Annotated in this window: 17 protein-coding genes, 1 pseudogene and 1 other annotated feature; of the genes and pseudogenes, 9 read left to right on the top strand and 9 right to left on the bottom strand. The window is 34.4% G+C overall.

Going from position 1 to position 17918, the window contains the following annotated elements; translation table 11 throughout:
• Positions 1 to 149: 149 nt before the first annotated feature.
• The 3 genes from JZO69_RS03890 to JZO69_RS03880 all read left to right on the top strand — a co-directional run bounded on the left by JZO69_RS03890 (position 150) and on the right by JZO69_RS03880 (position 3616).
• Complete coding sequence (locus JZO69_RS03890; protein WP_207111622.1) at positions 150 to 2243, top strand: LTA synthase family protein; 2094 nt, start codon at positions 150 to 152, stop codon at positions 2241 to 2243.
• 106 nt (positions 2244 to 2349) lie between these two features.
• Positions 2350 to 3060, top strand: a complete 711-nt coding sequence (locus JZO69_RS03885; protein WP_207111580.1) for a hypothetical protein — start codon at positions 2350 to 2352, stop codon at positions 3058 to 3060.
• Positions 3061 to 3064: 4 nt separating this feature from the next.
• Positions 3065 to 3616, top strand: coding sequence for a P-loop NTPase family protein (locus JZO69_RS03880; protein WP_207111579.1), 552 nt, complete (start codon positions 3065 to 3067; stop codon positions 3614 to 3616).
• A gap of 76 nt (positions 3617 to 3692) precedes the next feature.
• On the opposite strand, the gene JZO69_RS03875 is transcribed toward JZO69_RS03880, so the two are convergent.
• Together JZO69_RS03875 and JZO69_RS03870 are read right to left on the bottom strand one after the other, a co-directional pair.
• The gene (locus JZO69_RS03875) at positions 3693 to 5162 is read right to left on the bottom strand and encodes a sensor histidine kinase (RefSeq protein ID WP_207111578.1); all 1470 of its coding nucleotides are present in this window, start codon (positions 5160 to 5162) and stop codon (positions 3693 to 3695) included.
• Positions 5163 to 5882 carry a response regulator transcription factor gene (locus tag JZO69_RS03870; protein ID WP_207111577.1) on the bottom strand — a complete coding sequence of 240 codons (720 nt, stop codon included), beginning with the start codon at positions 5880 to 5882 and terminating at the stop codon, positions 5163 to 5165.
• Between the two features lie 150 nt (positions 5883 to 6032).
• On the opposite strand from JZO69_RS03870, the gene JZO69_RS03865 reads away from it, so the two are divergent.
• On the top strand, positions 6033 to 6806 hold the full coding sequence (locus tag JZO69_RS03865; RefSeq protein ID WP_207111576.1) for a Cof-type HAD-IIB family hydrolase: 774 nt from the start codon (positions 6033 to 6035) through the stop codon (positions 6804 to 6806).
• A gap of 41 nt (positions 6807 to 6847) precedes the next feature.
• Here the strand turns inward: JZO69_RS03865 and JZO69_RS03860 are convergent, their stop codons facing one another.
• Positions 6848 to 7036 carry a hypothetical protein gene (locus JZO69_RS03860; protein WP_207111575.1) on the bottom strand — a complete coding sequence of 63 codons (189 nt, stop codon included), beginning with the start codon at positions 7034 to 7036 and terminating at the stop codon, positions 6848 to 6850.
• A 250-nt stretch (positions 7037 to 7286) separates the two neighbouring features.
• Between JZO69_RS03860 and JZO69_RS03855 the strand changes: the two genes are divergently transcribed.
• Both JZO69_RS03855 and JZO69_RS03850 read left to right on the top strand, forming a co-directional pair.
• Positions 7287 to 8048 (top strand): threonine/serine exporter family protein, encoded by a 762-nt coding sequence (locus JZO69_RS03855; RefSeq protein ID WP_207111574.1) that lies wholly within the window; start codon positions 7287 to 7289, stop codon positions 8046 to 8048.
• Between the two features lie 12 nt (positions 8049 to 8060).
• Positions 8061 to 8519 (top strand): threonine/serine exporter family protein, encoded by a 459-nt coding sequence (locus tag JZO69_RS03850; RefSeq protein WP_207111573.1) that lies wholly within the window; start codon positions 8061 to 8063, stop codon positions 8517 to 8519.
• A gap of 103 nt (positions 8520 to 8622) precedes the next feature.
• Here the strand turns inward: JZO69_RS03850 and JZO69_RS03845 are convergent, their stop codons facing one another.
• From JZO69_RS03845 to JZO69_RS03825, 5 genes are all read right to left on the bottom strand, one after another.
• Positions 8623 to 9408: an ABC transporter ATP-binding protein gene (locus JZO69_RS03845; protein ID WP_207111572.1), complete on the bottom strand. Its 786-nt coding sequence runs from the start codon at positions 9406 to 9408 to the stop codon at positions 8623 to 8625.
• Positions 9405 to 10292, bottom strand: a complete 888-nt coding sequence (locus JZO69_RS03840; RefSeq protein WP_207111571.1) for an ABC transporter permease — start codon at positions 10290 to 10292, stop codon at positions 9405 to 9407. Before JZO69_RS03840 ends, JZO69_RS03845 begins: the two co-directional genes overlap by 4 nt.
• Before the next feature lie 18 nt (positions 10293 to 10310).
• Complete coding sequence (trpX, locus tag JZO69_RS03835) at positions 10311 to 11300, bottom strand: tryptophan ABC transporter substrate-binding protein (protein ID WP_207111570.1); 990 nt, start codon at positions 11298 to 11300, stop codon at positions 10311 to 10313.
• A gap of 385 nt (positions 11301 to 11685) precedes the next feature.
• Positions 11686 to 12267 carry a GNAT family N-acetyltransferase gene (locus JZO69_RS03830; RefSeq protein WP_207111569.1) on the bottom strand — a complete coding sequence of 194 codons (582 nt, stop codon included), beginning with the start codon at positions 12265 to 12267 and terminating at the stop codon, positions 11686 to 11688.
• Positions 12268 to 12377: 110 nt separating this feature from the next.
• On the bottom strand, positions 12378 to 13049 hold the full coding sequence (locus JZO69_RS03825; RefSeq protein ID WP_207111568.1) for a hypothetical protein: 672 nt from the start codon (positions 13047 to 13049) through the stop codon (positions 12378 to 12380).
• Positions 13050 to 13266: 217 nt separating this feature from the next.
• Positions 13267 to 13515, top strand: a binding site (T-box leader).
• A gap of 68 nt (positions 13516 to 13583) precedes the next feature.
• Here JZO69_RS03825 and JZO69_RS03820 point away from each other — a divergent pair.
• Together JZO69_RS03820 and JZO69_RS03815 are read left to right on the top strand one after the other, a co-directional pair.
• Positions 13584 to 14702, top strand: a pseudogene (locus JZO69_RS03820) (5-methyltetrahydropteroyltriglutamate--homocysteine S-methyltransferase).
• Positions 14703 to 14721: 19 nt separating this feature from the next.
• Entirely contained in the window at positions 14722 to 15846 is a 1125-nt protein-coding gene (locus tag JZO69_RS03815; RefSeq protein WP_207111567.1) for a 5-methyltetrahydropteroyltriglutamate--homocysteine S-methyltransferase, read from the top strand.
• A gap of 40 nt (positions 15847 to 15886) precedes the next feature.
• Here the strand turns inward: JZO69_RS03815 and JZO69_RS03810 are convergent, their stop codons facing one another.
• On the bottom strand, positions 15887 to 16087 hold the full coding sequence (locus JZO69_RS03810; RefSeq protein WP_242586522.1) for a hypothetical protein: 201 nt from the start codon (positions 16085 to 16087) through the stop codon (positions 15887 to 15889).
• Between the two features lie 109 nt (positions 16088 to 16196).
• Here JZO69_RS03810 and efbA point away from each other — a divergent pair, with 109 nt between their 5' ends.
• Positions 16197 to 17903, top strand: coding sequence for a fibronectin-binding protein EfbA (efbA, locus tag JZO69_RS03805; protein WP_207111566.1), 1707 nt, complete (start codon positions 16197 to 16199; stop codon positions 17901 to 17903).
• The last annotated feature ends 15 nt before the right edge of the window (positions 17904 to 17918 follow it).

The following is a 17918-nucleotide window of genomic DNA, read 5'->3' as shown; positions in this document are numbered from 1 at the left end:
CCAAATCTTGATTTAAATTGACATAGAAATACAGACAGAGTAGAATTAGAACAGTGTATGTAAAGCTTTTGAAAAACTTTCATTTGCTTTCTTTTAGATTTAACTTTAGAAAGGATACGTTTACCTTGAATATTTTAAAAAAATTAAAAATGCCTAATTTCTTAAATACACGGCTAGGACTATTCGGTTTCGTCGCTGTCTTGATTTGGCTAAAAAACATTTTTGCTTATACAGTAGATTTTCACTTAAGAATTGAGAATGCTTTTGAATATTTTATTCTCTTCATTAATCCAGTTGCATCAACATTTTTCTTATTAGCAATTGCATTATACATTAGAAGAAAAAAAGCATCTTACATTACCATGATGGTAATTTACTTTTTAATGACTTTACTGTTATTCTCAAATGTTGTTTACTACAGAGAATTTACTGACTTCATTACAGTGAATACGATGCTTGGTGCAGGAAAAGTAGCTAGTGGTCTTGGTGAAAGTGCCCTTCGTTTATTTAGACCGTATGATGTACTTTATTGGCTCGACTTTATCATTATTGGCATTTTATTGCTGACTAAAAAAATCAAAACGGATGAGCGTCCTGTAAGAGCTCGTGTTGCTGTTTCGATCAGCATGTTGTCAGCTTTGTTTTTTGCAGCAAACTTAACATTAGCAGAAACTGCACGTCCATCCTTGTTAACACGTCAATTTTCTCGTGACTATATTGTAAAATTTTTAGGATTGAACGCATTTACAGTTTATGATGGCGTTACTACTTATCAAACAAACCAAGTTCGAGCTGAAGCCAGTGAGAATGATATGGATAGTGTGGCAGACTATGTTAAAGGCCACTACGCAGCGCCAAACCCTGAAACATTCGGTATGGCTAAAGGTAAAAATGTAATTTATATTCACTTAGAAAGTTTCCAACAATTTTTGATTGATTTCAAATTAAAAGATGAAAATGGAGCTGAACATGTAGTTACACCGTTCCTTAACAGCATCTATCACAGTAATAGCACGTATAGTTTTGATAATTTCTTCCATCAAGTTGGACAAGGAAAAACAAGTGATGCAGAGACAATGTTTGAAAATTCATTATTTGGTTTAGATCAAGGTTCTCTTTTCACCCAAGTCGGTGGGAAAAATACCTTCCAAGCGGCTCCAGCTATTTTAGGTCAAGAAGCTGGTTATACGAGCGCTGTTTTCCACGGAAATGCTGGTAACTTCTGGAACCGCAATGAAACATACAAACATCTAGGCTATAACTATTTCTTTGATGCTAATTACTATGATGTGAATGAAGATAATTCGTTCCAATATGGCTTGCACGATAAACCGTTCTTCCAACAGTCAACACAATATTTGGAACATTTACAACAACCATTTTATTCTAAATTTATTGCTGTTTCGAATCATTATCCATATTCTCAATTTACAAATGATGAAGCTGGATTCCCGATTGCTCAAACATCAGATGAAACAATCAATGGATACTTCGCTACCGCAAATTATCTAGATAAATCTGTTGAAGAATTTTTCAATTATTTGAAAGCTTCTGGACTGTATGAAAATTCTGTTATTGTACTTTATGGTGACCATTATGGCGTGTCCACTTCTAGAAACCAAAACTTAGCTGAATTAGTTGGTAAGACAAAATCAACATGGAACGATTTTGATAATTCAACAATGCAGCGTGTTCCTTATATGATTCATATTCCGGGTCAAACAAACGGCGGTATCAATCATACTTATGGTGGTCAAATTGATGCATTACCTACCCTCTTACATTTAATGGGTATCGATACTAAAAATTATATTCAAATGGGGCAAGATTTGTTTTCTAAAGAAAATTCACAACTAGTTGCCTTTAGAAATGGAAATTATGTTTCACCTAAATATACAATGCTTGGCTCAAGTATCTATGAAACAGCCACTGGTCGTTTGATTGAAGAACCAACAGATCAAGAAAAACAAGAAGCTAAAGACTTGAAAGACAAAGCAAACTTACAGCTTCAAATGTCTGATCAAACCACAAACGGCGACTTGCTACGCTTTTATACAAACAGTGGTTTAGAACCTGTAAACCCAGATAACTACAATTACAAAGATCAATTAAAACAACTAGAGAAAATAGAAGATGAAAAAGGAAAAGAATCAACAAGTGTATATAGTAAAAACAATAATACATCGACTGTTGATAAATACCATACTGAATCTTACCAAGACTATTTGAAATCTGGGAAATAGTAACAATTAATCACGAAAGCTTGAGTAAATTACTCAAGCTTTTTTAAATCTTTTTCATAATTAATTCATATTCTTCTTTTATACTTATCGTAGTGAGGTGAATCTTTTGAAAAATATACGTTACGCTTTTGCTAGCGTTTCTTATCATAAAAAAATTTCTTTTGGCATTGGCATCTGTTCCGCATTTTTTCTATTTTTAGCAACAAGTATTTTGAACCTCATTGATATGGAAAAAATGTTGCATGATCAAGTCAGCAATTTGCCCAATATCTCTGATTACCTTGTTAATTATCACAAAATAATAAAGCTCTATTCCTCTTTGTATCTAGCCGTTTTATTTATTTGGGTGGTTTTGACTGCTGTAATCATTTTTATTTCATTGCGAGTAAAGGAACAAGATATGCTGAAGTGGCGTATTATGGGATTTTCAAAGCGGTTTGTCATCAAGCAATTGCTCTGGGAAAATCTTATACCCATAATTGTAGGAATGTTCACTGCAGCTGTATTCCTCTTAGTTTGCCAACATACATATGAGTTTATTTTAATACAGATTCGACCATGGATTACAGATGGATTAGGTATTAAACGTGTGGCTTTTTTCTCTTCAAATACAATTGTAGAAAGCACTCCAAATCAAATAGTGAATACGATTGGAAATACACATTTCCTTTCTATCGGAATCAGCGGTTTACCTGTCGCTACCATATTTAGGGCATTCTTAAAAAATTGCCTTGTCCTATTATCTATAACTACTGGAATCACTTTGTTATTATCAAGCTCATTTTCAAAAAAAACGAAAAAAGTATTTAGGATGTGAGTAAATGAATTTTTCTTTAGAACAAAATTGGACAGAAAATAGCTTTAAAGAGTTGTTTCAGCAACAACATATGACTGTTGTTCTAGAAGATCAAAGTAGTATTCAAGCAGATTTTTATTTTTTGATCGATAAATCTTTTGATATGAAACAATCAATGGCGATTGGTTTCATTCTATCTGAAAACACTTTTTTACCTTATCTTTCCATTAGAGATAATCTATTTGTAGGAACCTCCATCAAAGAAAAAAATAAAAAACAACTGCTCAATAACTATCTGGAGTATGTCGGACTTACGACAAGTGTGCTCAACAAATCTGAAGAGCAACTAACAACATTTGAACAAATCAAACTTCAATTGGTTCAATTATTGCTCATAGATAAAGACATCATTATTATTGATGATATCTTTCAAGAACTTTCCATTGGTCAACGCCAAGAATTATTACCGTTGCTTCAAAAAATTGCCAAAGAAAAACAAAAGGCGATCTTAGTTCTGACAAACGATATCCAAATTGCTGAGAGTCCATACATGGATAAAATCATTAAAACGGCTTAAAATTGAATAAACAACAAAACAAAAGCAGCTCCTTTGAAATTCTAGGAGCTGCTTTAATCTTGTTCTCTTTTATACCTTATTCTTGATCTTCGATTTCAACATCTGGAAATGAAATAGTAAAGCTGGTCCCTTTGCCTTCTTCGCTTTCAACATTAATCTTTCCTTTGTGTAACCTTACTAACTGCTGAACAATGGATAAACCTAGACCTGATTCACCATACTTTGTATTTTTTCTTGATGGATCAACTTTGTAATAGCGATCCCAAATATTTTGGACTTGCTCTTCTGACATTCCAATTCCTGTGTCAGTTATCGATACGATCGTCTCTAAATACCCTTTTTGAATACGAATTCTTATCTCACCATCGTGCGTAAATTGAATCGCATTTTGAATGATGTTTACCATGATCTGAACAAAACGATCATAATCTGCAAAGACATCTATACTTTCATCTGTCTCTAAAATAAGTTGATCATTCGCTGATTCTGCTTTTGCTTCTAATTGAGTAATAATGTTTTTTAACGTCTCAGTTGCATCAAATTTTTTGACTACAATACTAATTTGATTCGTTCTTATTTTTTCATAATCTAAATTCTCATTTACTAAACGAATAAGCCGAGATGTTTCGTTTTGCATAAGCTTAATCGCATTTTCTCTTTGAGCTTCTGGTATTGCATTGTATTGCAATCCTTCAAGCAAACCATTAATGGTCGTCAAAGGCGTTCTCATCTCATGAGAAGCGTCTGCCATAAATTGACGCCGACGGTCTTCCTGACGATCAATCTCTTCTCTAGATTCCTTTAGTGACTCAGCCATTTTATTAAAGTCTTCTGCTAAATCATCAAACTCATCCTTATCATGTGTAACGAGTTTAATGTCAAAATTCCCACTGGTTATCTCTTTTGTTGCTTTTCTCATTCGATTGATTCGTTTTACTTGGAAACTGGCAAAAAAGTAACTCAAAATCAAGCCTACAATACTTGATATGATAAATCCCTTAAACAGATTACCTGTTATTGCATCTACACTATCGGAAACATTTTTTGCTGGCTGCGTAACTACTAAAGCGCCAATAATCGTGTTTTCATTCGTTTGAGTATTTGTCTGAGTGACTGGTATCATGACATAGGAAGACATATTATCATTTCCATAGATATCTTTATTGACAGTGATATACTTTTCTTGTCCGTTCATCAATTTATCCCAGTTTTCTTCTATCAAAGAGTAATCTAATTTCTTCTTTGTATTGATTGGATATTGAATCGACATATCATGGTCAATAAAAACAAACTGAACATCTTGATTGCTCAATACACTTTCTGATATGGTAAAAGACATATTTAGTAACTCTTGATCGGTCATTCCTGGATATCGATTGATAGAGTCTTTGGTCTTCCATGATGACTGAGCGTACCCACGAAGTTGCTCATAATTTGTATCTTGCATCGTCTTTTTAGTAAGCTGCGTAAAGGATGTACCAACAATCAAAATGATCAAGATGATCACACCCCAAAACGCCAGTAATTGTTGATATAAATATTTCATCTAAGCGACTCCAGAATCATCAAATTTATACCCTACACCCCAAACGGTTTGTATAACTTGCGGTCCCACTTTTTCAATTTTTTGACGTAATTTTTTAATATGTGCATCTACTGTACGTTCATCACCAAAATACTGATAATCCCAAACCATCTCAAGTAATTGTTCACGAGAAAAGACCTGTCTTGGTTTTTTCGCTAATGTATAAAGCAAGTCAAATTCTTTTGGTGTCAACCCACCGATTAATTTATTATCAAGGTATGCTTCTCGTGTCTTTGTATTCATCTTAAAGTGATCTGTCTCTACATCAAATTGATCATCTGATCGTTCTACGCCATCTGTTGCATGATCCCCTATTTCTGAACGACGATGCAATGCTTTTATTCGAGCAATCAAAGTTAGCGGGCTAAATGGTTTTGTTACATAATCATCTGCACCCATTTCTAAGCCAATTACCTGATCACTTTCAGAATCTCTGGCAGTCAGCATAATAATCGGGACAGTATTCGATACTTTGCGGACTTCTCGGCAGACTGCCATTCCATCCATTGTTGGTAAGTTTAAATCCAACGTAATCATATCCCACTTTTCAGGATTTTCTAAAAAAGTATCTAAGCCTTCTTTACCATCATATTTAAATGTAGCATCCCAGCCCTCGTTTAAGAAAAACATTTGCATCATTTCTGATACGGATTCATTATCTTCTATCATTAATACATTCATTGTATATTCTCCTCTTCAATTCAAGTTTAACGTCACTTATATTATACTCTAAATTTTAACTATCTCCAATAACTTCTATCTTTCTTCAAAAAAGCTTTGTCTTTTATTCAATCTTTGATAAGATTAAGAATGAAAGGACGTTGAAAATTCATGGAAAATATACAAGCAGTTGCTTTTTTTGATTTAGATGGCACATTATTAGATAATAAATCACAAATCACACCTGAAATCACGAGTGCGATCCAGGCCTTAAAAGACAATCATGTCTTACCTTTGATCGCGACTGGTCGTACGATCGTAGAAATTGAACAGATTATGAAAGTTAGCGGCATTGATTCAGCGATCGTAATGAATGGACAGTTTATTCAAGTCGAAGGAAAGAAAATTTATTCAGATGAGTTTACTTATGAAGAGTGTTTAAAAATGTATGAGCATGTCAAACGTTTAGGTCACGAAATCTCGTATTACAATGATCAGCAAATTTGGTGTTCTGGTCATAATGAAATCGTTGCAAACGCCTATGCTTTTATCCATTCTGATGTTCCTGTAATCGATCGTTCTAGCTTAGATGGAAAAACAGTTAATATGATGTTAGTCTTATCGGAAGATGGTGACGCGCATTATTTAGAACATTTTCCAGAAATGACATTTTATCGTAATGGCCCGTACTCAATTGATACTGTTAGAAAAGGCGTTTCTAAAGGCAGCGGTGTCCAAAACTTATTTAAAACGTTAAATTTACCAAAGGTTCCAACTTTTGCCTTCGGTGATGGCATCAATGATCTAGCTTTATTTGAAGCTTGTGACAATAAAATTGCTATGGAAAATGCACGGATCGAATTAAAAGAACGTTCTAGTTTTATTACCAAGAAAAATACTGATGGCGGCATTGTTCATGCCCTAAAACATTTTGATTTGATTTAATGGATGTATCACTGAAAAATGGCAACAAAAAATCCCACTTCTTATTTAGAAGATGGGATTTCTTTTTTATGTCTTTTTTGATGAACACAGACAACGGTCCCTGTCACTTGAATCAGTAAGAGAAAAAACAGAATAACGCTTAATCCCATATGCCCTTGATCGAACGTTCTTTTTAACAATACAAGTAAAATCAGACTGCTTACTGAATAAAGTGACCATTGTTTATCCATAATATCTAGACCCCTTCGGTTTCTTACATACAAGGATAGGACTTTTGCTATAAAAATGCAAGTGTCTTTTATGAATCTGTGAGCTTTCCTTCAAAGTTTTAGGAGTTTTTTATAATTCTAAGGATATTCTAAACATTTCTATGTAAATTTTAAACATTTTTCAGTAGCAAAAGATTCTGTCCATTTCAAATAACAGGAAAAAGTGATACACTACTTTTATTGTAAACTTTACTGTAAGGAGTTTTGATTTATGTGTGAAAATAAAGAACCTAATATGCAACTTATTTTAGATACATGCTTGATGGCTGGTAAAATTATGACTGAGAGCGGTTCTGAAGTCTATCGAGTAGAAGATACGATGAATAGAATTGCTGAAAATGCTGGTCAAAATGAAAGTGTTAGCTACGTTACTGCGACAGGATTATTTATGGGATTCCGTTCTAGTAACTACACTCAATTAGAAAATGTTACAGAACGTAGTATTAATTTAGAAAAAGTCGCAATTGTAAATAACCTTTCACGGAAATTTGCTAATAAAGAAATTTCTTTGAATGAATTAAATCATAGACTAACAAACATTGATCATGATGCACCAACCTACTCAGTTCCTCTACAAATATTCGCAGCCGGACTTGTTAGTTGTACCTTGATGTATATATTTGGCGGTAATTGGAATGATTTTTTTGCTACCTTTATTATTGGTATGATTGGTTTTAGTATTTCTTTTTTTACTAAAGAATGGCTAAATATTAAGTTTCTAGATGATTTTCTTGCTGCTTTTACAATTGGTTTATTAGCCTATTTAGCGGTAAAATTTCACTTAGCTGAAAATATTGATAATATTATTATCGGTGCTGTTATGCCGCTTGTTCCTGGAGTTGCAATCACAAATTCTTTTAGAGATATACTCGCAGGTCATTTGCTGAGCGGAACTGCTCGTGCAACGGAAGCGATTTTTATTGCAGGCTCGATTAGAATTGGCATCGCAATTGTTTTTAAATTATTTATGTAAGGAGACCTGACTGTGGAAGTTATCATTCATTGTTTATTTAGTTATTTAAGTACGGTTACTTTTGGAATCGTTACAAATGTACCTAGAAAAGTGTTAAATGCTTGCGGCATCACTGGTGCTGTTGGTTGGATGATTTTTTGGTTGACAAAAAATTTAGAAGCCGGAGCGATATTTGCTAATTTTCTTGGAGCAATTGGTATTGGTTTAGTAAGTATTTATTTTTCACGCAGAAAAAAAATGCCTATGACGATTTTCAATATACCAAGCCTTGTTCCTTTAGTACCAGGCGGTCCAGCCTATCAAGCGGTTAGAAGTATTGTTTTAGGTGAGTATGTTGATGGCTTCCATTCAATTATTAAAGTCATCATGACAGCTGGAGCAATTGCTGCTGGTTTTATGGTTACCGGGATTGTTGAACGCCTGTTAAAAAAATTATTGGACAAAAATAAATCTGTGATAAAAACACAGTAATTAAAAAATGGATCAGAAGCGTTTACTTCTGATTCCACCGTTTATTCGTATTTAGAGTGTGGAACAAAAGTGCTTTTTACTTTTGTTCCACACTCTTTTTAATTCAATCAATTGCGATTTCTTCAGGCTCTTCTTCAAAAAACAGCAATAAGTCTGGTAATGTTAATTTTTCTTTTTCCTCTTTATTCAAATCTTTAATAATTCGACCTTTTTGCAAGACGATCAAGCGATTACCATAATGTAAGGCATCTTCCATTCTGTGAGTGATCATCAAACAAGTTAAATCGGCTTCTTTGATTCGTTGATCTGTCAACTGCATCAGCTGTTTAGATGTTTTCGGATCTAACGCTGCTGTATGTTCATCTAAAAGCAGTAATTCTGGTTTAGTCAGAGTAGCCATCAATAAGCTTAATGCTTGTCTTTGCCCGCCTGAAAGGTTACCAGTTGGTGTATCCAAATGTTTTTCCAGACCATTTCCTACTTCACTGCAAATCTTTGTAAAAAATGCTCTTTGTTCATTTATTTTACGTAAACGCAGCCCACGTTTTTTACCTCGATACATCGCTAAAAGTAAGTTTTCAGCAACAGTCATTCTTGGCGCTGTCCCCATTTTAGGATCTTGAAAAACACGTGAAAAATATTTTGCTCGTTTTTCTTCTGAATAAGTGGTGATTTTCTGGTCGTTGATAAATAAGTCGCCTTCACTCAAATCGATCGTTCCTGCAATACTATTGAATAACGTACTTTTACCAGCACCATTGCCGCCTAATACTGTAACAAATTCACCTTGAGCAATAGTAAGATTTACTTGATTCAAAATTACTTTTGTCTCATTCAATCCATTGTCGATTCGTTTTGTTGCGTTTTTAAGTTCTAAAACTGTACTCATTTTTTAACCTCCTTTTCTGGTAGAAAGTTTAACTTCAACGCTTTTTTCAGTTGAGGAATCATTAAGCACGCTGCTAAGATTACCGCAGAGAATATTTTTAAGTATGTTGTATCAAATCCAAGTTTGATTACTAATAAAATAAGTAATTGGTAAATAATACTGCCCACTACAATTGCTACTAAACGTTCAGCAAAGGTTAAATCACCAAACAACACTTCCCCAATGATGATCGATGCCAAACCAATAACGATTACACCTGTTCCTTTGTTGACATCTGCATAGCCGTCATTTTGTGCAATCAGAGCTCCTGATAATGCAATGACTCCATTTGATAAAGTCAATCCTAAAATTTTCATAGAATCAGTTTTGATCCCGATTGAACGAGCCATATGCTCGTTGTCACCAGTAGCAATATAGGCTTGTCCTAAATTAGTATTGAAGAAAAATAAGAGTAAGCTAATAATGATCACTAAAAATATCACACCTAAAAATACAATATCGTAATAGTTAGGTAAGTTTAATTGTAAAAAGAAATCTTGAATTTTAGGTTTGTTCAATAAAGATAAATTTGGTGTCTGCATCACATATAAAATAACGGAATTTAAACCAGACATCACTAAAATTCCTGCTAAGATCACTGGGATTTTTCCTTTAGTAAAAAGCAATCCTGTTACTAATCCAGCACACATTCCTGCTAAAACACCTAATAACGTTGCTAAGATTGGATGAATCCCTGATGTAATTGCTGTAACACAAACTGCTCCTCCTAATGGAAATGAACCTTCTGTCGTCATATCTGGAAAATTTAAAATACGGTAAGTCATAAAAATACCTAGTCCTAATATTGCCCATAACATCCCTTGGCCAATTGCTGAAACAATCATTTGATCCTCTCCTTATGTTTAGTCTATTATTTTTGCTTTTGATTGAATATCTTCAGGTATTGAAATCCCTAATCTATCCGCTTGTTTTTGATTAATAATAATATCCCCTGTTTTAAATGTATAAATCGGTGTTGTTGCAGGTTTTGCTTCTCCTGATAAAATGGCCCCTGCCATCTTCCCTGTTTGTACACCTAAATCAAACTGATTGATGCCGACTGTAGCCACTCCGCCTTGTTCAACCATTGTATCTACAGATGGAATTATTGGTGTTTTTGTTTTGTCAGCTTCACTGACCACCGTTTGCATCGCATTTGCTATAGTATTATCGGTTGGGATATAAATAACATCTACTTCACTTGTCATGACTTGAACTGTTTGCGCAATTTCGTTACTAGAAGGAACCGCAAATGTTTTTACAGTCAAACCTTTCGTTTCCGCAACTTTTTTCGCCTCTTCTACTTGATATTTTGAATTTTCCTCAGAAGATGCATACAAAATTCCGATTTTTTTACTTTTCGGCAAAATTTTCGTTACTAAATCAAACTGGGCATCAACTGGTGACTTATCGCTAACTCCTGTTATATTCCCACCAGGTTTTTGATTATTTTTTACAAGTCCAGCACTGACTGGATCAGTGATTGCTCCAAGTACGATTGGTATTTCGGATGTCGTATTAGCAAGTGCTTGTGCTGCTGGTGTTGCAATTCCTATCAAAACGTCAGACTTTTTTTCTTGGACTAATTGTTGGCTCATCGTAGTTAATTTACTTTGATCTGCTTGACCATTTTGAAAAGCAATAGTCATATTTTTCCCATCTTCATATCCTTTTTCTTTCAATCCAGCTTGTATACCTTTATAAATTTGATCCAAAGCTGGATGGCTGACAAATTGGAGTACTCCTACTGTCGGCATTTTTTCTTTAACCGTTTCTTTTTTTTCTACAAAAAATGATCCAATTAGAAAAATAACAATAATAAGCACGGTGATTGATAAGCGATTTCTTTTCATTTTTTATCCTCCTATATCTATCCTCAATAAGTAAACATTGCTTAAAAATAAGTTCAAATAAAAAAACAACGACAAATCCTAAACAGGAGCGGTCGTTGTTTTATAAACAAAAACCACATAGATCAATAATCATCTATGCAGTCAAAAAATTCATCACGAACAAACTAACATAGATACAAGATTTAGAATTCATCTTCTAAAGCTGTATCTATGAGAGTATCATACATACAACTATCTACGCCAGTTTTGCCATGAGTTATTCAATTGCTTAATTGGTTTTGATAGTTTATTCATGTAATCACTCCTATAGTTTTTCTATTAGAAACAGTCTACACCAAAAATAATTTGTTCGTCAAGTCTAAAAATGTCATAAACTTTACTTAAATTAAATTTTTTCTTTATTTTTCGATTTTTTTAGTCGTCTACGATAACTCCAGCTATCTTTTTGTTCCTTAACGGGATAAAATTTCAAATTAGTAAACATTTTTTGAGAAGCCTTGTTCCAATTAAAAATTTCACTTACAGTCATGAATTCTCTGCCCATTTTTTTTGACTTATAAATAAAATACTTTGTAACGATCCGACCAATCTGGCGATTACGAAACTCTTGATCAATGACAATTGCGTAATCGTCTTCCGCTAGCCAAACATCACCGATTATTTGAAATTTATGGCCATTTTTATATTCGATGTAATAAAGGATTCCGTGATCATTTTGCCATTCGTACATTTGTTTGATTTGCTCTTTTGTATAGGTACATTCCTTGCCAATAATGTTACGCATACTTTCCGGATCTTGGTACCATTTCAACGATTCCATTCGAAGCTTATCAAAAGGCACTAGCCGAATGTTTTCATTTATTCTGACTTTTTTTAGAGAATTACGATTGAAAGAGGACCCAGTATCAAGCCGAGTCCTCTTTTTAAATAATTCAGTTGCCAAAGTCCGCCATTTAGTACCTGTCACGTCGATCACTTCTTACATAAACGCGTTGTAGTTTAGTTCTCATCATTAAAAGTCCTAATAAAATGAATAGAGCGAATTCCATAGTAAGCCCTTCTTTCCATTAATAGATTTTATTCTACTGCCGAATCTTCTTCAAGAGGTTGTTCTTCATTCGTTTGCACTTGACTTGTTGTTTGTGTTGTCTCAGTTGTCGTTTGTGACGTAGCTGGCGCTGATGATGCTGGTGTTGCTGGTGGCTGAACGCTTTCTCCGATACTAGACAATGGTAATTGATTTAAAGCTGGAATCAGCATGGTTTTTGTGTCAAAGCTCTCATCAACAAGAATTCTGTTTTTTTCTTTGCCATTTTCAAAGAAGATGATCGTCACTTCATTTTTTTTGATATTATATTTTTTTTCTATATTTTCTGCGTCATAAACAAGTGGATAAATATAAATACTGTGGTTGAAATCTTTCATTTGCTTAGAATCTTTTAAAACATTGATAACATTTTCATAGTTTTCCCCACTAGGTACGGAGAATAAAACAGTCATCGCAGTTTTTTCACTGATTTCTTTATCAGCTGTTTTAGCTTCTAAATAATTTGCTTTCTTGCCTAACTTTTCTTGATTCACTAAAGATTCTATTTCAGATGAACGAATATTTGCCTGCATTTTCGGTACAAAGATAAATAAACTAATAATAAATAAAACAATCACAACTAAAATAATTGCACTAAGTTTTTTGTGTTTGTTTAAAGCGGCTATAAAGTCATCTTTAATATCGATAAAATTTTTGTTCATGTGGTCTCTCCTCTGCAACTTATATCTTTATTATACTAGTAGTTCTGACCTTTGCCTAGTATAACAAATAATGCTCTAGTAATTTTTAATAAAAAAACATAATAGTTCTCATATATAAATATATATATATACTAAAAAATAACAATAACTTGAGTTTTTCCCACCTGTTGACAAATTTCTTCTACTAGCCTATACTTTCTTTAAATGATGAATATATTAGAATACGATGAAAAGAAGAGTACTGTTTCATGAAAATTCATAAGAGAGTCTCGGTTGCTGAAAAGAGATAATTTGAACAAACAGGAAGATGGTCTTTAAGTAAGTATTGGCAAACACTTGTATAGCTAATACTGGGAGCGCCCATTATAGCGTCAAGGTATCGATCATTACGATCTTGTACCTACAGAGGAAAATCTTGTAAGAGATTTTTAAATTAAAGGTGGTAACGCGATTATTCGTCCTTTACTTTTGCAAAAAAGTAAGGGGCTTTTTTTGTACTTTTCATAATAATTATTTAAAAATGGAGGAAAAATAATGCCAAATAATAAGCAGAAAATACCGTTTCGTTATGATATCGTAGGAAGTTTTTTACGTCCTGAATCGTAAAAAAATGCACGTGCCTCATATGCAAATGGTGATATTACCAAGCAAGAATTAACAAAAGTAGAAGATCAAGCGATCATTGCTTTGATCAATAAGCAAAAAGCTGTTGGCCTTCATGCAGTAACAGATGGCGAATTTCGCCGTCGCTGGTGGCATCTAGACTTTATCGCAGGTCTGAATGGCATTACTGTTTATGATTTTCAAACAACTGCGTTTGGTATTTCAACCGAGGCTCAAGGAACCTATGTCAGCGGTCCATTGTCGTTTTCAAAAGACCATCCTTTTCTCGATCATTTTCGTTTTACTCAAAAACATGCATCTCCCACTTTAGCTAAACAAACGATTCCTGGGCCAAATATGATTTTCTTGGATTCGTTGATTTTGTCAAAACAATACAATGAGAATCCGATTTACGATTCTTTAGAAACCTTCAAGCAAGACTTGATCACAACCTATCAAGAAGCAATTCAAGCTTTCTATGATGCAGGCTGTCGTTATTTGCAACTAGATGATACAAGCTGGGGCGGCTTATTTGATGATCGCTTCCGTGAACTGATCAAAACTAACGGTTTGGACGCCGATCAACTGTTAAACGATTTCCAAGAAGTCACCGAAAGATCTTTAGCCAAAAAACCAGCTGATCTTGCTGTTACATTCCATTTTTGCAAAGGAAACTTTCAATCTCACTGGCTTTATAATGGTTCTTATGAAACAATTGCAAAAAATTTATTTTCTATTGAGGCATTTGACGGATTTTTCTTAGAGTATGATGATGAACGTTCTGGTGGATTTGAACCGCTCAAAGAATTACAAAATCAACGAATCGTCTTAGGTTTAGTGACAACTAAAAATGGTCAGCTAGAAGACCCCTCTTCCATCATTAAACGAATCAAAGACGCAAGCAAGTTTATTCCTTTAGAACAAATTTGTTTATCTCCTCAATGCGGCTTTGCTTCAACACACGAAGGAAATCATTTGACGGAAGAGGATCAATGGCAGAAAATTAAACTTGTCAAAACAATCGTGGAAACAGTTTGGCAAGATGCATAAATAAAAAGGAGGCAACAACATGACATTGATTAAAGAAGTTCCATTTCGCTACGATCAGGTAGGTAGTTTCTTACGACCTGAAAGATTAAAAGAAGCTAGAAAACAGTTTGAAAATAAAACAATTTCAGCAGAAGAATTAAAACTCGTTGAAGACCAAGCAATTATCGAGCTGATCAACAAACAAGTTCAAGTAGGATTAAAAGCCGTGACTGATGGTGAATTTCGCCGTAGTTGGTGGCATTTAGACTTTCTTTGGGGCTTAAATGGTGTCACACAAACAACCCCTGATGACGGTTATCAATTTAACAAAGTCAAAACAAGAGCTGCCTCTTATGAAATTACTGGTGACGTTTCTTTTAATCCGAATCATCCCTTTTTTGAGTCCTTTGCTTTTTTAAAAGAGCATACGCCAAAAGGAATTATTTCCAAAGCATCCATTCCTTCCCCGACTTTATTATTTAATCGGAAAAGCAGCAGTACGTTTATTTCTGAAAATTACCAAGATGAAACAGCCTTTATTGATGATTTGGTTGAAGCTTATCAAAAAACTATTCTAAAATTTTATGATTTAGGTTGCCGTTACCTTCAATTAGACGATACTTCTTGGGGGATGTATACAGGATTTATCGAAAATGCAAAAACGGAACAAGAAATACTGCAATGGCAACGTCATTGTGATGCCGGTGTTACGATTATCAATCAGCTTCTAGCGGGGCTTCCTGATGACTTAACAGTCACAATGCATGTCTGTCGTGGAAACTATAAATCTGACTGGGCTATTGCAGGTCCATATGACCATGTAGCTGCTTACTTAGCACAATTGACTATTGATGGTTATTTCTTAGAGTATGACGATGAACGCTCCGGCGGATTTGAACCATTAGCACAAATCTATAAAAGTGGCCCAACTAAAAAAGTCGTTCTTGGTTTAGTAACTTCCAAATTTCCTACGTTGGAATCAGAAGATAGTTTAATAAAACGGATTACAGAAGCAAGCACATATATACCACTAGAAAACCTGTGTCTTTCTCCTCAATGTGGATTTGCTTCCACCGAAGAAGGCAATCATTTAACAGAAGAGGAACAATGGGCTAAAGTACGATTAGTAATCGATACTGCTAAATCGGTTTGGAAAGATGCATAAAAAAACAAGAAGCGGAGTTATGCTCTCGCTTCTTGTTTTTTTATCGGTTCACCGAACGTGCCATGTAGTTGATTATGTGTCGCATTCTACGAATCGTTTCTTTGTTCGCACGTTCTTGACTCGTACCAACTGCTGGCAGTAATAAAATATCTGCACCCGCTTTAGCAATTTCTAAATTGGTTTCAAAAGTCCCAGAATTTCCTGTTAAACAAATAAAATTAATACACCTTTCCTCTACCAAATAGATTCATCAATTTCACATTCTTTAACTTTTATTTTCCACTTCCTTTATAAATAAAAAGAACTCCGTTATAATAGTACTATTATGTATATAGAATTGAGGGATGTTTATGTCATTTGATGGCGTATTTACTCATACAATGGTCTCAGAATTGTCTGAAGCGTTAGTCACAGGCCGAATTTCAAAAATTCACCAGCCTTATGACAATGAAATTATTTTAGTTATCCGTACGAAAGGGAAAAATCATAAATTACTTTTATCAGCTCACCCAAGCTATGCTCGGGTTCAACTGACCGATATCGCTTATGCCAATCCAGACACACCGCCAAACTTTGTCATGATGCTACGTAAGTTTCTTGAAGGAGCGATTTTGGAACAAATTCATCAAGTAGATAATGACCGGGTGATCCATTTTACTTTCACCAAAAGAGACGAACTCGGTGATTTACAAAATATCATTTTGATCGTTGAATTGATGGGCAGACACAGTACGATTGTTTTGATGAACAAAGAAAACGGCAAGATTTTAGATGCTATCAAACATATCGGCAGTTCCCAAAATAGTTACCGTTCTTTACTACCTGGCGTTGAATATATTGATCCGCCAAAACAAGAGCAACAAAATCCATTCTTAGCTAGTAAAGAAAAAGTCTTCGAGCTCCTTTCAAAAACTAGTGAAATCAATGGAAAATATTTACAAAGTCAATTTCAAGGTTTAGGCAAAGACACAGCTGATGAATTAGCATTTCGTTTAAATGAACAACCCAATGAAAAAATGCCTGTCTGGCAAACATTTTGGGCTTCACTTGAAACACAAACTAGCCCAACCTTAACAACGACTGAGAAAAAAGAGTTTTTCACTCCCCTTCCTTTTGTTTCACTAGATGGAAAACAACAAACTTTTGAAACGCTAAGTGAATTGCTCGATGTCTTTTATGGTGGAAAAGCTGAAAAAGACCGCGTCAAACAACAAGGTGGCGAACTGATCCATAAAATCGAAAATGAATTAAAACGAAATCAAAGTAAGGTCGTAAAGCTTCAACAAACATTAGCTGATACAGAACACGCTGAAAACTATCGTCGTGATGGTGAACTCTTGACAACCTTTATGGCTCAGGTTCCAAAAGGCGCTGAATTTGTTGAGTTGCCGAATTATTACGAAGAAGATCAGTTATTAAAAATAAAATTAAATCCAGCACTTACTCCTAACCAAAATGCTCAAAAGTATTTTCAAAAATATCAAAAATTAAAAAATGCTGTAAAAGTCGTTTATGGTCAAATTGAACAAGCGAATCAAGAAATCAGCTACTTAGAATCTGTCTTATCGCAATTAGAAATTGCAGGTCCGATGGATATCGAGATCATTCGTGAAGAATTGATCGAACAAGGCTATGTCAAAAAACGCGGTGCTAAAAAACAAAAACAGCCTAAGAAAAGTAAACCAGAAGAATTTTACGCTAGCGACGGCAGCTTGATTCTCGTAGGCCGCAATAATCTGCAAAATGATCAGCTGACTCTTAGAACAGCGAAAAAAACAGATATTTGGCTACATGCAAAAGATATTCCAGGCTCTCACGTCATCATCAAGAATACCGATCCATCTGAGGAAACATTATTGGAAGCAGCAAAACTTGCCGCTTATTATTCAAAATATCGTTTATCTGCCCAAGTTCCTGTTGATTATGTTCAAGTAAAACACGTGCACAAACCTAATGGTGCTAAACCTGGATATGTTATTTATGAAAATCAAAAAACGATTTATGTTACCCCTGACGAAGAATTCCTAGAAACATTAAAGAGGACGAAACAAAACTAGAAAACAGTTTTGCAT

The sequence above is a fragment of the Candidatus Enterococcus ikei genome, from assembly GCF_017316105.1.
Taxonomy (GTDB): domain Bacteria; phylum Bacillota; class Bacilli; order Lactobacillales; family Enterococcaceae; genus Enterococcus_L; species Enterococcus_L ikei.
This window is presented reverse-complemented; position numbering and strand designations above follow the sequence as displayed.

Excerpts from the sequence above, each read along its gene's own strand:
- JZO69_RS03890 (WP_207111622.1), top strand. The coding sequence starts at position 150 with ATGCCTAATTTCTTAAATACACGGCTAGGACTATTCGGTTTCGTCGCT.
- JZO69_RS03880 (WP_207111579.1), top strand. The coding sequence starts at position 3,065 with ATGAATTTTTCTTTAGAACAAAATTGGACAGAAAATAGCTTTAAAGAG.
- JZO69_RS03875 (WP_207111578.1), bottom strand. The coding sequence starts at position 5,162 with ATGAAATATTTATATCAACAATTACTGGCGTTTTGGGGTGTGATCATC.
- JZO69_RS03870 (WP_207111577.1), bottom strand. The coding sequence starts at position 5,882 with ATGAATGTATTAATGATAGAAGATAATGAATCCGTATCAGAAATGATG.
- JZO69_RS03865 (WP_207111576.1), top strand. The coding sequence starts at position 6,033 with ATGGAAAATATACAAGCAGTTGCTTTTTTTGATTTAGATGGCACATTA.
- JZO69_RS03860 (WP_207111575.1), bottom strand. The coding sequence starts at position 7,036 with ATGGATAAACAATGGTCACTTTATTCAGTAAGCAGTCTGATTTTACTT.
- JZO69_RS03855 (WP_207111574.1), top strand. The coding sequence starts at position 7,287 with ATGTGTGAAAATAAAGAACCTAATATGCAACTTATTTTAGATACATGC.
- JZO69_RS03845 (WP_207111572.1), bottom strand. The coding sequence starts at position 9,408 with ATGAGTACAGTTTTAGAACTTAAAAACGCAACAAAACGAATCGACAAT.
- JZO69_RS03840 (WP_207111571.1), bottom strand. The coding sequence starts at position 10,292 with ATGATTGTTTCAGCAATTGGCCAAGGGATGTTATGGGCAATATTAGGA.
- trpX (WP_207111570.1), bottom strand. The coding sequence starts at position 11,300 with ATGAAAAGAAATCGCTTATCAATCACCGTGCTTATTATTGTTATTTTT.
- JZO69_RS03825 (WP_207111568.1), bottom strand. The coding sequence starts at position 13,049 with ATGAACAAAAATTTTATCGATATTAAAGATGACTTTATAGCCGCTTTA.
- JZO69_RS03815 (WP_207111567.1), top strand. The coding sequence starts at position 14,722 with ATGACATTGATTAAAGAAGTTCCATTTCGCTACGATCAGGTAGGTAGT.
- efbA (WP_207111566.1), top strand. The coding sequence starts at position 16,197 with ATGTCATTTGATGGCGTATTTACTCATACAATGGTCTCAGAATTGTCT.